This is a genomic window from Streptomyces thermocarboxydus, assembly GCF_024760485.1.
GTDB lineage: Bacteria > Actinomycetota > Actinomycetes > Streptomycetales > Streptomycetaceae > Streptomyces > Streptomyces cellulosae.
In genome coordinates, this window is record NZ_CP058273.1 from 2101584 (window position 1) to 2116192 (window position 14609).

At 70.4% G+C, this 14609-nt stretch carries 14 protein-coding genes; 4 read left to right on the forward strand and 10 right to left on the reverse strand.

Going from position 1 to position 14609, the window contains the following annotated elements; translation table 11 throughout:
- Positions 1-67: 67 nt before the first annotated feature.
- From AY578_RS09815 to AY578_RS09840, 6 genes are all read right to left on the reverse strand, one after another.
- Complete coding sequence (locus tag AY578_RS09815) at positions 68-805, reverse strand: TerD family protein (protein WP_028959743.1); 738 nt, start codon at positions 803-805, stop codon at positions 68-70.
- 136 nt (positions 806-941) lie between these two features.
- Positions 942-2081 carry a DUF475 domain-containing protein gene (locus AY578_RS09820; protein ID WP_019522511.1) on the reverse strand — a complete coding sequence of 380 codons (1140 nt, stop codon included), beginning with the start codon at positions 2079-2081 and terminating at the stop codon, positions 942-944.
- Between the two features lie 47 nt (positions 2082-2128).
- Complete coding sequence (locus AY578_RS09825; RefSeq protein WP_019522512.1) at positions 2129-2704, reverse strand: TerD family protein; 576 nt, start codon at positions 2702-2704, stop codon at positions 2129-2131.
- A 151-nt stretch (positions 2705-2855) separates the two neighbouring features.
- Entirely contained in the window at positions 2856-3431 is a 576-nt protein-coding gene (locus AY578_RS09830) for a calcium homeostasis/redox stress adaptation protein (RefSeq protein WP_019522513.1), read from the reverse strand.
- 113 nt (positions 3432-3544) lie between these two features.
- Positions 3545-4003 (reverse strand): peroxiredoxin, encoded by a 459-nt coding sequence (locus tag AY578_RS09835; RefSeq protein ID WP_137210407.1) that lies wholly within the window; start codon positions 4001-4003, stop codon positions 3545-3547.
- A 118-nt stretch (positions 4004-4121) separates the two neighbouring features.
- Entirely contained in the window at positions 4122-4559 is a 438-nt protein-coding gene (locus AY578_RS09840; RefSeq protein ID WP_019522515.1) for a DUF3052 domain-containing protein, read from the reverse strand.
- Between the two features lie 404 nt (positions 4560-4963).
- On the opposite strand from AY578_RS09840, the gene aceE reads away from it, so the two are divergent.
- Complete coding sequence (aceE, locus tag AY578_RS09845; RefSeq protein WP_258902273.1) at positions 4964-7711, forward strand: pyruvate dehydrogenase (acetyl-transferring), homodimeric type; 2748 nt, start codon at positions 4964-4966, stop codon at positions 7709-7711.
- 222 nt (positions 7712-7933) lie between these two features.
- Here the strand turns inward: aceE and AY578_RS09850 are convergent, their stop codons facing one another.
- Together AY578_RS09850 and AY578_RS09855 are read right to left on the reverse strand one after the other, a co-directional pair.
- Positions 7934-8242: a hypothetical protein gene (locus tag AY578_RS09850; protein WP_028959742.1), complete on the reverse strand. Its 309-nt coding sequence runs from the start codon at positions 8240-8242 to the stop codon at positions 7934-7936.
- 136 nt (positions 8243-8378) lie between these two features.
- Complete coding sequence (locus tag AY578_RS09855; RefSeq protein ID WP_136239375.1) at positions 8379-9998, reverse strand: MFS transporter; 1620 nt, start codon at positions 9996-9998, stop codon at positions 8379-8381.
- 111 nt (positions 9999-10109) lie between these two features.
- Here AY578_RS09855 and AY578_RS09860 point away from each other — a divergent pair, with 111 nt between their 5' ends.
- The 3 genes from AY578_RS09860 (at position 10110) to AY578_RS09870 (ending at position 13013) form a co-directional block, all read left to right on the forward strand.
- A complete protein-coding gene (locus AY578_RS09860; RefSeq protein WP_019522519.1) occupies positions 10110-10799 on the forward strand; it encodes a TetR family transcriptional regulator in 690 nt (229 codons plus the stop codon).
- A gap of 54 nt (positions 10800-10853) precedes the next feature.
- Entirely contained in the window at positions 10854-12071 is a 1218-nt protein-coding gene (locus AY578_RS09865; protein WP_019522520.1) for an alpha/beta hydrolase, read from the forward strand.
- Between the two features lie 66 nt (positions 12072-12137).
- The gene (locus tag AY578_RS09870) at positions 12138-13013 is read left to right on the forward strand and encodes a DUF4429 domain-containing protein (RefSeq protein WP_136239373.1); all 876 of its coding nucleotides are present in this window, start codon (positions 12138-12140) and stop codon (positions 13011-13013) included.
- Between the two features lie 81 nt (positions 13014-13094).
- Here AY578_RS09870 and AY578_RS09875 read toward each other — a convergent pair whose 3' ends face one another.
- Together AY578_RS09875 and AY578_RS09880 are read right to left on the reverse strand one after the other, a co-directional pair.
- Positions 13095-14111 (reverse strand): aldo/keto reductase, encoded by a 1017-nt coding sequence (locus AY578_RS09875; RefSeq protein WP_136239372.1) that lies wholly within the window; start codon positions 14109-14111, stop codon positions 13095-13097.
- Positions 14111-14572: a MerR family transcriptional regulator gene (locus tag AY578_RS09880; RefSeq protein WP_019522523.1), complete on the reverse strand. Its 462-nt coding sequence runs from the start codon at positions 14570-14572 to the stop codon at positions 14111-14113. The genes AY578_RS09875 and AY578_RS09880 overlap by 1 nt, the downstream gene beginning before the upstream one ends.
- Positions 14573-14609: the final 37 nt, after the last annotated feature.

Consider the following 14609-nt stretch of genomic DNA (forward strand, 5'->3'; position numbering starts at 1 on the left):
GAACCGGGCAGACACCACGGCCGGTCACCCCCGGACGGTCACCTGTACGCTCCGGCGCCCGAGCGGCTCAGCGGTCGGCCTTCGTCTTGAAGCCCCGGCCCCACTGCAGCCCCCAGCCGTACAGCCGGTCCAGCTCGGCCTGGAAGCCGTAGACGAACCGCACCTCGCGGCGCACGAGGATCTCGTTCTTCACGTTCTCGATCAGCACCACCGCGCAGGAGCGGGCCTGGGGCTGGCGTTCGTCGAGGGAGATCTCGATGCGCGGGCCGTTGCTCGGGTAGAGCGTGACGACGGCCTTGGTGCGGTCGAAGGCGGGCGTCTGGTCGTAGATGTAGGCGAAGACCAGCAGGCGTCTGATGTTCTCCCGCTGGTCGAGGTTGACGTAGATCGTCTCGCCGGAGGCGGAGCCGAACCGGTCGTCGCCGCTGAGCTTCACGTACGGCGGGCCGTTGACGTCGCCGAGGTAGCCGCCGAGGGGCTGCACGACGCCCTTGGTGCCGTCCTGCAGCTCGTACAGGCAGCCCAGGTCGAGGTCGACGTTGACCATGGACTGGCTGTGTCCGACGACCTCCGGCGGCCTGAGCGCCTTGAACGGGTGGCGCAGCAGGGACTCCCGCTGCGGGCCGCCCAGGTCGGAGGTGCGCATCTGCCAGCTCAGGTTGATCCGCAGATGGCCCGTGGCCGCGCCCTGCTTGGTCAGCGACACCTGGGCGTGCCGCCTGGTCAGCTCGATGGCGTTGGTGGCCGCGTTGCCGGAGTCGAAGTCGTTGTTCCGGCCGCGCCACAGTCCGTCCAGTAAACCCATTCCCGCCCCAAGTCCACTCGTCGAACCCCCGCCGGTGGCCGCGGGGCGCCCGGTGCGCCGCACGGCCGACGGGGCGGCCTGCGAGGACTGCTCCTCGTGGCCGCCCCGTCGAGAGCGTTCCTCACCCGGAGGGCTGTCACACCCCGGACGAGACCTCGGTCTTCTCGCCCGCCTGTGCCTCGGCCTCCGCGATGCGCTTGTTGCGGCGCACGGAGGACCAGAAGGAGGCGCCGATCAGGACGACGCCGACGAGACCGGTGATGATCTCGTTGATCTGGTACTGGATGGTGACGAGCAGGATCAGCGCCAGGGCGCCGATCGCGTAGTGCGCGCCGTGCTCCAGGTAGACGTAGTCGTCCAGGGTGCCCTGACGGACCAGGTAGACCGTGAGCGACCGGACGTACATGGCGCCGATGCCCAGGCCGAGCGCCATGAGGACGATGTCGTTGGTGATGGCGAAGGCGCCGATGACGCCGTCGAAGGAGAAGGACGCGTCCAGGACCTCGAGGTAGAGGAACATGAAGAACGCGGCCTTGCCGGCCAGGGCGACGGCCGACCTGGGCTTGCCCTCGCGGGCGGCCTTCTCCTCCTCCTCGTGTTCCTGCTCCTCCTCCTCTTCGAGCTTGTCCTCGAAGTAGCCGGAGAGCCCGCCCACGATCATGTAGGTGATCAGACCCGCGATACCGGCCAGCAGGACGGTCTCCGCCTTGTCCACGTGCGTCCCGCCGTGCTGGTGGGCGTGGGTGGCGAAGGTCATGGCGGAGATCAGCAGGACGATCAGCGCGATGCAGACCGACAGCATGTCGACCTTGCCGAGCTTGGCCAGCGGCCGCTCGAGCCAGGCCAGCCACTTGATGTCCCGGTCCTCGAAGATGAAGTCCAGGAAGATCATGAGCAGGAACATGCCGCCGAAGGCCGCGATGGCCGGGTGGGCGTCGGTGACGAGCTCCTGGTAACGGTCCTTGTCGCTGAGCGCGAGGTCGACCGCCTCGATCGGACCGAGCTGTGCGCTGATCGCGACGATGACGACGGGGAAGACCAGCCGCATGCCGAAGACGGCGATCAGGATGCCGACGGTGAGGAAGATCTTCTGCCAGAAGGCATTCATCTTCTTCAGGATTCCGGCGTTGACCACCGCGTTGTCGAAGGACAGCGAGATCTCGAGGATCGAGAGGATCGCCACGATTCCGAAGGCGGTCCACCCCCCGAAGAGGATCGCTGCGACCAGGCCGAGCGCGGTGACCGCGAACGACCAGCCGAAGGTTTTCAGAACCACTGGCTACCCCATGTGTGTGTACGGGTCTCCCCCGCCGCGTGGCGGCTTTACGAAACGTTGACCCCGAAGTCTAGAGCGATGCCCCGCAGACCCGACGCGTACCCCTGCCCTACTGCACGGAACTTCCACTCGCCCTGGTAGCGGTAGAGCTCGCCGAAGATCATCGCCGTCTCCGTGGAGGCGTCCTCGCTGAGGTCGTAGCGGGCGAGCTCCTGGCCGTCGGCCTGGTTCACCACGCGGATGAAGGCGTTGCTGACCTGGCCGAAGGTCTGGCCGCGCTCGTCCGCCATGTGGATGGATACCGGGAAGACGATCTTGTCGCACTGCGGCGGCACCTTGGAGAGGTCCACCAGCAGGGACTCGTCGTCGCCGTCGCCCTCACCGGTGAGGTTGTCGCCGGTGTGCTCCACGGAGCCGTCGGGGCTCTTGAGCTGGTTGTAGAAGACGAACCACTCGTCCCCCATGACCCGGCCGCCGCTGCACAGCAGCGCACTGGCGTCGAGGTCGAAGTCGGCGCCCGTGGTGGAGCGCGCGTCCCAGCCGAGCCCGACCATCACCTGTGTGAGGTTGGGTGCGGCCTTGGACAGGGAGACGTTTCCCCCTTTGGCGAGCGTGACGCCCATGATGCTGGTCCCCCTCCGGGTGGTGTTTCCAGATGGTCCTGCACTCCCCCGCGAGGGGGCGTCCCCGGGCGCCGCACGCGGCAGGCGCGCGGCGCCCGGGCGGTGGCCGTACGGGACGGCCGCCCGGGTCCGTACCCGGGACGAGCCCGGCTCAGACGTTCACGCCGAAGTCCTGCGCGATGCCGCGCAGGCCCGAGGCGTAGCCCTGGCCGATGGCGCGGAACTTCCACTCCGCGCCGTGGCGGTACAGCTCGCCGAAGACCATGGCGGTCTCGGTCGAGGCGTCCTCCGACAGGTCGTAACGGGCGATCTCGGCGCCGCCGGCCTGGTTGACGACGCGGATGAACGCGTTGCGCACCTGGCCGAAGGACTGCTGGCGGTTCTCGGCGTCGTAGATGGAGACCGGGAAGACGATCTTCTCCACGTCGGCCGGGACGGCGGCCAGGTTGACCTTGATCTGCTCGTCGTCGCCCTCGCCCTCACCGGTGAGGTTGTCGCCGGTGTGCTCGACGGAGCCGTCGGGGCTCTTGAGGTTGTTGAAGAAGACGAAGTGCTGGTCGCTGGCGACCTTGCCCGAGCTGTTCAGCAGGAGGGCGCTGGCGTCCAGGTCGAAGTCGGTGCCGGTCGTGGTGCGCACGTCCCACCCCAGTCCGACGATGACCGCGGTCAGTCCCGGCGCCTCCTTGCTCAGCGATACGTTGCCGCCCTTGCTGAGGCTGACTCCCACGAGTCCTCCCTTGGTGTCCCGGGGGCGGGATGCCCCGTTGTGCATGGATGTCGGATCAACGAGTCGATCCTAGTGACGGGTTCCCCGGACCCGCAGGCCCTGGGGACGGACGCTCACAGAGTGTCGAGCGCCGCGAGGTACTCGCCGGGGTCACGGGCGTCCGCCAGTGCGCTGCTCACGGTGGCGCGCACGACGCCCTGCCGGTCGATGACGAAGGTGCCCCGCACGGCGCAGCCCTTGTCCTCGTCGAAGACGCCGTAGGCGCGCGAGACGTCGCCGTGCGGCCAGAAGTCGCTGAGCAGCGGGAAGGGAAGATCCTCCTGCTCGCCGAAGACGCGCAGGGTGTGGATGGAGTCGTTGGAGACGGCGAGCACCTCGGCGTCGCGCTCGGAGAACTGCTCCAGCCGGTCGCGGATCTCGCCCAGCTCGCCGGTGCAGACACCGGTGAAGGCGAACGGGTAGAAGAGCAGCACGACGTTCTTCCGCCCGCGGAAGTCGGACAGGCGCACCGGGGCGCCGTGGTTGTCCTTGAGTTCGAAGTCGGGGGCCTGCGCTCCGACCGGGATCGTCATCGTCGTCCTCGTCCCTCCGGGGTGGTGCCGTACGGCCACCCTACGCAGGCAGGACGAGGGTCCCGCGAACGGGCCGACGCGTGCGGCGCACGCCGCCGCCGGCCCGTCCGGGGGTGTGTCACCGCTTCGACTTGGCGGCCTTCGGGGTCGCCAGCCGGCTGCCGCTCCAGTCCTTGCCCACGCTGACGCTCTTGGACGCCGTCAGGCCGGCCGTGGTGGCGGCCTCCGAGATCTCGCTCGGCTCGACGTAACCGTCCCGGCCGGTCTTCGGCGTGAGCAGCAGGATCGCGCCGCCCTCTTCGATGTACGTGGTGGCATCCACCAGCGCATCCGTCAGGTCGCCGTCGTCGTCACGGAACCACAGCACAACGGCGTCGGCCACGTCGTCGTAGTCCTCGTCGACAAGGTCGCTCTCGATGACGCCCTCGATGGCCTCGCGGAGCTCCTGGTCGACGTCGTCGTCGTAGCCGATCTCCTGGACCACCTGCCCGGGCTGGAACCCCAGCCTGGCGGCAGGGTTCGTCCGCTCCTCCGCGTGGTCCGCGGTCGCGCTCACGGGTTGCCTCCTGATCATGTCTTGGGAAATATCTCAGCCACGCGCGTGCGCGAAGCATTGGCCGTAGTCCACACGGGCGGGACGGATCGCGCAAGTACCCGGCCGTGCGGACCGCCGAAACGGTGACGATCCTGGCCGGGTCACCGCAACTCCAGGCACCCCGTCTCCGTCAGCAGTGATGGACACCACACCTTTGTGCCCCGTTTGGGCGTTTGGGAACCGCTTGTGGGTACGAGACTCGCATGTACTCGCCCCTTGCGTCACCGTACCGGCCGCGCCGAGGGATTACCTCTCGGTAGAGATGACGTCCGCGGTCGCGGGGTGGAGCATGGGAGCGGCGCACACCGGGCCGTGGCGCGCGAGACGACGGCCCGTCCACGGCCCTCCGACAGGTAAGGAACAGCGTGGCTTCCGCATCCGATCGCAGCCCGATCATCATTGGCGGCCTTCCGAGTCAGGTTCCTGACTTCGACCCCGAGGAAACCCAGGAGTGGCTCGACTCCCTCGACGCCGCGGTCGACGAGCGCGGCCGGGAGCGGGCCCGTTATCTGATGCTGCGGCTGATCGAGCGGGCCCGCGCCCGGCGCGTGGCCGTGCCCGAGATGCGCAGCACGGACTACGTCAACACGATCCCCACCCGGGCGGAGCCGTTCTTCCCGGGCAACGAGGAGATCGAGCGCAAGATCCTGAACGCGACCCGCTGGAACGCCGCCGTGATGGTCTCGCGCGCCCAGCGCCCGGGCATCGGGGTGGGCGGCCACATCGCGACGTTCGCGTCCTCCGCCTCGCTGTACGACGTGGGCTTCAACCACTTCTTCCGCGGCAAGGACGAGGGCGACGGCGGCGACCAGGTCTTCTTCCAGGGGCACGCCTCCCCGGGCATCTACGCCCGCGCGTACCTGCTGGACCGGCTGAGCGAGCAGCACCTGGACGGGTTCCGCCAGGAGAAGTCGAAGGCGCCGTACGCGCTGTCGTCGTACCCGCATCCGCGGTCCATGCCGGACTTCTGGGAGTTCCCGACGGTGTCGATGGGCCTCGGCCCGATCGGCGCGATCTACCAGGCGCGGATGAACCGCTACATGCACGCGCGGGGCATCGCGGACACCTCGAAGTCGCACGTGTGGGCGTTCCTGGGCGACGGCGAGATGGACGAGCCGGAGTCGCTGGGCCAGCTGAGCATCGCGGCGCGCGAGGGCCTGGACAACCTGACCTTCGTCGTCAACTGCAACCTGCAGCGGCTGGACGGCCCGGTGCGCGGCAACGGCAAGATCATCCAGGAGCTGGAGTCGATCTTCCGGGGCGCCGACTGGAACGTGATCAAGCTGATCTGGGACCGCAGCTGGGACCCGCTGCTGGCCCAGGACCGCGACGGCGTGCTGGTGAACAAGATGAACACCACGCCGGACGGCCAGTTCCAGACGTACGCCACGGAGTCCGGGGCGTACATCCGCAAGCACTTCTTCGGCGACGACCACCGGCTGCGCGCGATGGTCGAGAACATGACCGACGACCAGATCCTGCACCTGGGGCGCGGCGGTCACGACCACCGCAAGATCTTCGCGGCGTACAAGGCGGCGGTGGAGCACAAGGGCCAGCCGACGGTCATCCTGGCGAAGACGGTCAAGGGCTGGACGCTGGGCCCGAACTTCGAGGGCCGCAACGCCACGCACCAGATGAAGAAGCTGACGGTCGACGACCTGAAGCACTTCCGGGACCGGCTGCACCTGCCGATCCCGGACAAGGACCTGGAGTCGGGTCTGCCGCCCTACTACCACCCGGGGCCGGACTCGGAGGAGATGCAGTACATGCACGACCGCCGCCGGTCCCTCGGCGGGTACGTGCCGACCCGGGTGGTGCGCGGCAAGCCGCTGGCGCTGCCCGAGGACAAGACGTACGCGAGTGTGAAGAAGGGCTCGGGCCAGCAGTCCATCGCGACGACCATGGCCTTCGTACGGCTCCTCAAAGACCTCATGCGGGACAAGGAGATCGGCCGCCGGTTCGTGCTGATCGCGCCGGACGAGTACCGCACGTTCGGCATGGACTCGTTCTTCCCGAGCGCGAAGATCTACAACCCGCTCGGCCAGCAGTACGAGGCGGTGGACCGGGATCTGCTGCTCGCCTACAAGGAGTCGCCGCAGGGCCAGATGCTGCACGACGGCATCTCCGAGGCGGGCTGCACGGCCTCGCTGATCGCGGCGGGCTCGGCGTACGCCACGCACGGCGAGCCGCTCATCCCGGTGTACGTCTTCTACTCGATGTTCGGTTTCCAGCGCACGGGCGACCAGTTCTGGCAGATGGCCGACCAGCTGGCGCGCGGTTTCGTGCTCGGCGCGACCGCCGGCCGCACCACGCTGACCGGTGAGGGTCTCCAGCACGCCGACGGACACTCGCAGCTGCTCGCCTCGACCAACCCGGCGTGCGTCGCGTACGACCCGGCGTTCGGCTTCGAGATCGCGCACATCGTGAAGGACGGGCTGCGCCGGATGTACGGCTCGTCGGAGGAACACCCGCACGGCGAGGACGTCTTCTACTACCTGACCGTCTACAACGAGCCCATCCAGCACCCGGCCGAGCCGGAGAACGTGGACGTCGAGGGCATCCTCAAGGGCCTGTACCGCTTCAGCGAGGGCACCTCGGGCTCCCTCCCGGCGCAGATCCTGGCGTCCGGGGTGGCGCTGCCGTGGGCGATCGAGGCGCAGAAGATCCTCGCCGAGGAGTGGAACGTCAAGGCGGACGTCTGGTCGGCGACCTCCTGGAACGAGCTGCGGCGCGAGGCGGTGGCGTGCGAGGAGCACAACCTGCTGCACCCGGAGGAGGAGCAGCGGACCCCGTACGTGACGCGCAAGCTGGCGTCGGCACAGGGGCCGGTGGTGGCGGTGTCCGACTGGATGCGGTCGGTGCCGGACCAGATCGCGCGCTGGGTGCCGGGGACGTACCAGTCGCTGGGCGCGGACGGGTTCGGTTTCGCGGACACCCGCGGGGCGGCGCGGCGCTTCTTCCACATCGACGCGCAGTCGGTGGTGCTGGCGGTGCTGACGGAGCTGGCGCGTGAGGGGCACCTGGACCGCTCGGTGCTGAAGCAGGCCATCGACCGCTACCAGCTGCTGGACGTGTCGGCGGCGGACCCGGGCGCGGCGGGCGGCGACGCGTAGCGCCTCCGGCGGGGCGCGGGGGATGCCACCTGGGGTGGTGGGGCGGCCGCGGGTGCGTTCGGGCCGTTCGCGCAGTTCCCCGCGCCCCTGGGGGCTGTTCCACCGCCGCCCCCTGAGGCGCGGGGAACATCGTCGCCTGCCCCGTGGGGCGGAGCCGCGACAGTGAGGGGGGGCCTCCGGCTGACCAGCCGGAGGCCCCCCTCGATGCCGCTGTCGACCGGGTCAGAACATGCCGGTCCCCATGGCGCCCGCACCGGCCAGCCAGATGACGGCCAGGAGCGTGTCGATGGCGCCGAGGACCAGGGCGATCAGGGCCGGCACCGAGCGGGACCCCGCCCAGCTGCGGCCCATGGCCAGCCAGCCGCACACCATCGCCACCGGGCCGAGCACGATGCCCAGGACGAAGAAACCGGCGACGGCGCAGATGGCTCCGACGATCCCCAGCGTCGCGCGATCCGGCCCGGACCGTGACCACGTCCGGCCACGTGTGCGGGGGTGCCTGCGCGTTCCTTGACCGAAGCTCGCCATCATCAACTCCCTGAAGGGTTGGTTGACATGGCGGGTACCCCCGCTTGCGTCCTGAATTCCCCCGGCGTGTACGGGGGATGACCGTCGCCGGCGCGCCGCACCCCTCCGGCGGCGCGCCGGCGACGGCCCTCACGGGGCGTCAGATGTGGCCGACGCCCGCTCCCGCCTCCGCGTTCTCGCCGCGCTTGGTGAGCAGCGCGACCAGGACCGCGACGGCGGCGACCCCGGCGGCGACCAGCGACGCCAGGCTCATGCCGGAGATGAAGGTGTCGTGGGCGACGTCGGTGATCTTCGCGGCGATCGCCTCGGGGGTGCCCTTCGGCACCGGCGGCACACCGACCTGGACCGCCTCGGAGGCCTGGCCGGCCTGCTCCGGGGTCAGCGGCGGAAGGCCCGCCTTCTCCCAGTTGCCCGGCAGGTCGCCGTCCACCTTGGAGGCCATCACGGCGCCGAGCACGGCCGTGCCGAGGCTGCCGCCGACCTGCATCGCGGACTGCTGGAGGCCGCCGGCCACACCGGACAGCTCCAGCGGCGCGTTGCCCACGATGACCTCGGTGGCGCCGACCATGACGGGGGCGAGACCGAGGCCGAGCAGCGCGAACCAGATGGACATGGTGAGGCTGCCGGTGCTCTTCTCCAGCGTGGAGATGCCGTACATGGCGAGCGCGGTGCAGGCCATGCCGCCCGCGAGCGGGATGCGCGGGCCGACCTTGGTGATCATCACGCCCGCGAGCGGGGAGCCGACGATCATCATGCCGGTGAGGGGCAGCAGGTGCAGACCGGCGTCGACCGGGCTGAGGCCGTGCACGTTCTGCAGGTAGAAGGTGACGAAGAACAGGCCGCCCATGAAGGCGATGGCCATCAGGACCATCAGCACCACACCCGCGGACAGCGGGACGGAGCGGAAGAGGGCCAGCGGGATCAGAGGCTCCCTCACCTTCGTCTCCCAGAAGGCGAAGACGGCGAAGCCGACCACCGAGGCGGCGATGAACGCCCAGGTCCTGCCGTCGCCCCAGCCCCACTCGGGCGCCTTGATCAGCGCCCACACCAGGCAGAACATCGCGCCGGACAACAGGGCGATGCCGGGGATGTCGAAGGAGCGCGGCGCGTTCTCCGCGCGGTGGTCGAGCAGGATCCACACGCCGAGCGCGACGGCGAGGACGCCGACCGGCACGTTGATGAAGAACACCGACTGCCAGCTGACGTGCTCGACGAGGACGCCGCCGAGGATCGGGCCGCCGGCGGTGGAGGCGCCGATGACCATGCCCCAGATGCCGATGGCCATGTTGAGCTTCTCGGCGGGGAACGTGGCCCGCAGCAGGCCGAGCGCGGCCGGCATCAGCAGCGCGCCGAACAGGCCCTGGAGCACACGGAAGACGATGACCAGGGTGATGCTGTCGGACAGGCCGATGGCCCCGGACGCGGCGGCGAAGCCGACCACGCCGATGAGGAAGGTCTGCCGGTGGCCGAAGCGGTCACCGAGCTTGCCCGCGGTGATCAGGGAGACCGCGAGGGCGAGGAAGTACGCGTTGGTGATCCACTGGACGTCGGCGAGCGTGGCGCCCAGGTCGCTGGCGATGGCCGGGTTGGCGATGGCCACGATGGTGCCGTCCAGGGCCACCATCATGACGCCCACGGCGACGGTGAACAGCGTGAACCAGGGGTGTCCGCGCAGCCCCTTGCCGGGCGTCGCCTCCGACGGGCCGGCCGAAGGGCCGTCCCCCTGCCCCGCCTTGTCGAGGGTGGTCTGACTAGTCATACGTTCGAGGCTAGTGTCAGTTACTGACACTTGACAATTCATTTCACCAGTCAGTAACTGACAGGACATGCGCCCCTCGCCCGGTCCGGGCGAACGGTTCAAGGAGGAGCCATGGACACGGTCGGGACCGTCGCGGGCTCCCCGCCACGGCCGGGGCTGCGCGAGCGCAAGAAGCAGCGCACCCGGGACGCACTGGTCCGGGCCGCCCTGGAGCTCATCGCCACGCGCGGCTACGACGGCACGACGGTCGACGACATCGCCGCGGCCGTGGACGTCTCCCAGCGCACCTTCTTCCGCTACTTCGCCAGCAAGGAGGAGGTGGCGCTGTTCGTGCCGCGCCTGGCGGAGCAGCGGATCGCCGAGGCCGTACGGGCCCGCCCGCGCGACGAGGCGCCGCTGGAGGCGCTGCGCCGGGCCGTGCTGGACAGCTGGGACGCCATCGACGAGGCCGTGGGACAGCTCGTCCCGCTGGAACTGCACCTGCGCGTCTACCGGGTCATCGAGTCCACCCCGGCGCTGCTCGCCGCGCATCTGCGCCGGGCGGCGGAGCTGGAGGAGGAGCTGGCGGGCATCGTCGCCGAGCGCGAGGGGCTGGACGTCGACACCGACCCACGGCCGCGCATCCTGGTGGCCGCGTTCGGCGGGGTGATCCGGGTGGCCGAGCGCCGGTGGACCGAGGGGGGCGACCTGAGCACGGAGGCGCTCCGCGAGCTGATGCGGACGTGCCTGGACCATGTCGGACCGGCCCTCGCCACGAACTGGCGTACGACTGCGTCCCTGAATCGGCACAACGAAACGTGATCCCGGTCACTGGATTCCCGCGAGACACTCTCGTTCTCCTAGTGTGTCCTCCCAGTGACTTCCTTCGACACCTCCCCCCAGCTGAACGTGTGGCGGGCGCTGCTGGCGCTCGCCGTGGTCTTCGTGATGCTGGCGACCACCGGCTGGACGGCACTGCGTCACCAGCGCCACCCCGCTCCCCTGCAGGCGTCGCTCTCCGCGTGGGAGGACGGACGGGTGGCCGGGAAGCCGCTGCCCGACCCGCAGTCGGCGCCGACGCGCCTCGCCCGGTTCTTCGCCTCCCTCTCCGACGCGCAGCGGCTCCGGCTCGCCGAGCGCTACCCGCTGGCCGTCGGCAACATGAACGGCGCGCCGGTCGAACTGCGCTACCGGGCCAACCGCATCGCACTGGCCGAGGCCCGCGAGACCGAGCTGGGCCGGGTGCACGACACCCGGCTCACGCCCGAGGGGCAGGAGCAGGCCGCCCGCAGGATGGACCGCATCGATGCGCTCATGCGTCCGGGCCGGCACATCCTCGCCTTCAACCCGGCGGGCGCCGGGCGGGTCGCCGAGGTCTTCGGTGACCTGCGCCACGCCGAGCGGGTGTCGGTGGTCGTCCCCGGCGTCGACACCGACCTGCTGACCTTCCAGCGTTCCGAGCGCCGGCACTCCGCTCCCGTGGGCATGGCCAAGTCGCTGTACAAGGCCGAGCGGCAGGCCGGTCCCTCGACCCGCACGGCCGTCATCGCCTGGGCCGACTACACCGCGCCCAGCGGTCTCGGCATGGACGCGGCCACGGCGATGCGCGCGGAGGACGGCGCGGACCGGCTCAACGCGATGGTGCGGGGACTGCCCGGGCTCACTCCGGTCTCGCTGTTCTGCCACAGCTACGGCTCGGTGGTCTGCGGAGTGGCGGCGCGGGACCTGCCGGAGCGGGTGTCCGACATCGCCGTGGCCGGCAGCCCGGGGATGCGGGTGGAGCACGCGTCCCAGCTGCGCACCACCGCGCGGGTGTGGGCGATGCGGGACGCCGACGACTGGATCCAGGACGTGCCCCACCTGGAGCTCGGCGGACTGGGCCACGGGGCCGACCCGGTGGCGGACGGGTTCGGCGCACGCGTGCTGTCGGCCCGGGACGCCAGGGGGCACGCCGGGTACTTCGTGCCCGGCACGGACAGCCTGCGGAACTTCGCGACGATCGGGGTTGGCGCATACACGGCGGTGTCGTGTGCGCACCGGAACGACGCCTGCCTGGCGGGTTTGTCCGGTACGACCCCTACCGGACGCGCGTAGAAGCGGAGATACTGCGGTATGCGTGGGGAGGGGACGGAGAAGCTCGTGCCGCATACGATGAGCCGCATGGGTGACGTACTGGCCGGATTTCATGCCGCCTGGGAGTTCGAGTCCGACTCCGTGCTCATCCGTTACGTACGAGGGATTCGGACACCCAAGCTGTTCCAGGCGCTCGGGGAACGGCGCGTGCCTCTGGAGGCGATCGAGGGCGTGACCCTCTCGCCCGGCAAGCGCGGGACCGTCGTACTGCGTCTGGAGCCCCGGCCGGGAGCCGACCCGCTGATGGAGGCGGCCGCCGGGCAGTTGAAGGAGAGCAGCGACCCCTACCGGCTGGTGCTGCCCGCCGAGCGGGAGACGCTCGCCGAGTACTACGCCGACGAACTGCGCGCCCAGCTCACCGAGTCGGGCCCCGCCGAACGCCACCTGGTGGCCGCGCCCGAGGCGCCGCTGCAGTTCAAGGCGTACGACGGCAAGGCGACGTTCGACGGCACGTCGGTGGCGTTCCGCTGGTTCTGGACCGGGGCGTCCTCGGCGAAGTGGAAGGCCGGCGACCAGCGTTTCCCCGTCTCCGAGCTGAGCGGGGTGGAGTGGCGTTCGCCCGAGGTGTTCGAGGGTCATCTGCGGCTGCTGCGCCGGGACACGGCGGTGCCGGCCCCGGCGCAGGCCGACCAGGACCCCGCCGCGGTGGTGTTCGGGCTCGGGTACGGGCCCGTGCACGAGTCGCTGCCGTTCGCGGCGGCGGTGCTGGCCGCGGTGCGGAGCTGCTCGGCGGTGCCGGCCATATCCTCGCCCGCCGCGGGCGCGGGGGGTGTGTCGTCCGCTCGGCGCGATCCCGCGGACATCGCCGAGCGGATCCGGCATCTCGGGGAGTTGCATCAGGCGGGGCTGGTGACGGACGAGGAGTTTTCCTCCAAGAAGGCGGAGTTGCTCGCGGAGCTGTGAGTCGTCCGCCGGGTGCGGGTGCGTGGGGCTTGGCGCGCGGTTCCCCGCGCCCCTTCGGGGGCGCCCCTCGTGAGGCGCCTTCTACTCCCTGCCCGCTGAGGTGAACGACATGTCCGCGTAGCGGGTGCCTGTGACCTTTTCCGCGATCGGGTTCAGGGCTGCCAGGTCCGCTTCCGTCAGGGTGATGCTCGTGGCCGCCGTGTTCTCGTCGACGCGGGACGGGCTGCGGGTGCCGGGGATGGGGACGACCGGGAGGCCGTGGACGTTCGCCTGCTGATGGACCCAGGCCAGGGCGATCTGCGCGGGGGTCGCTCCGTGGGACTCGGCGACCGCGCGGACCGGCTCCAGGAGGGCCGCGTTGGCCGCCGCGTTCTCGCCCGTGAAACGGGGCATCGTGCGGCGGAAGTCGTCCTGCGTGAGGTCCTTCGTGGCGTCCTGGAAGGCGCCGGTGAGGAAGCCGCGGCCGAGCGGCGAGTACGGGACGAGGGTGACGCCCAGTTCGCGCGCGGCCGGCACCACGGCGGCCTCGATGTCCCGGCTGAACAGCGACCACTCCGACTGCACGGCGGCGATCGGGTGCACGGCGTGCGCGGCGCGCAGCTCACCGGCCGTCACCTCGCTCAGGCCCAACTGCTTCACCTTGCCCTCGCGGACCAGCTCGGCCATGACGCCGACGGTCTCCTCGATCGGCACGTTCACGTCGCGCCGGTGCATGTAGTAGAGGTCGATGACGTCGACGTCCAGGCGGCGCAGGCTCGCCTCGACGGCCTGGCGGATGTACGGCGGGTCGTTGCGGATGATGCGGCGGTTCGGGTCGTCCGGCGGGATCGACAGGGCGAACTTGGTGGCGATCAGCACCTCGTCGCGGTGCGCCGCGAGGAACGGGGCGAGGAAGCGCTCGTTGTCGCCCGCGCCGTACGCGTCGGCGGTGTCGTAGAGGGTGACGCCCCGCTCCAGGGCGCGTTCCAGGGTCGCCCGGGAGGCGTCCGCGTCGGCGGGGCCGTAGGCGAAGCTCATGCCCATGCAGCCGAGGCCCTGCACTCCCACCTCGGGACCGCCGGCACCCAGCGTCGTCGTGGGGATCGTGTGCTCGGTCATCATGCCCTTTCCGAGGCCAGGGCGCGCCCGGCGTCCGCGTAGAAGCTGATCTTGCGGTCCAGGACGGCGAGGGTGCCCTGGAGTTCGGCGATCCGGGACAGCACGTCCTCGCGGGTCGCCTTGAGCAGGTCGAACCGCTCGGCGTACGTGTGGTCGCCGGCCCGGACCAGTTCGGCGTAGCGCACCATGTCGGCGACCGGCATGCCGGTCAGGCGGAGCTTGCCGACCAGGGCGAGCCAGTCGAGGTCGCGGTTGGTGTAGCGGCGCTGCCCGGTGTGGGAGCGGTCGATGTGCGGCATGAGGCCGATCCGCTCGTACCAGCGCAGGGTGTGCGCGGTCAGCCCGGTGAGGGCGGCCACCTCGCTGATCGTGTACTTGTCCTTGCCGTCCGGCCGCCGGTCGCCTTGCGGGGGTCCGGCGCAGGTGTCGGTCCTGGTGTCCGTGGTCTCCGTCACCGTCATGCGTCCACGCTAGATCCTTGGAGTGCGCTCCAGGCAA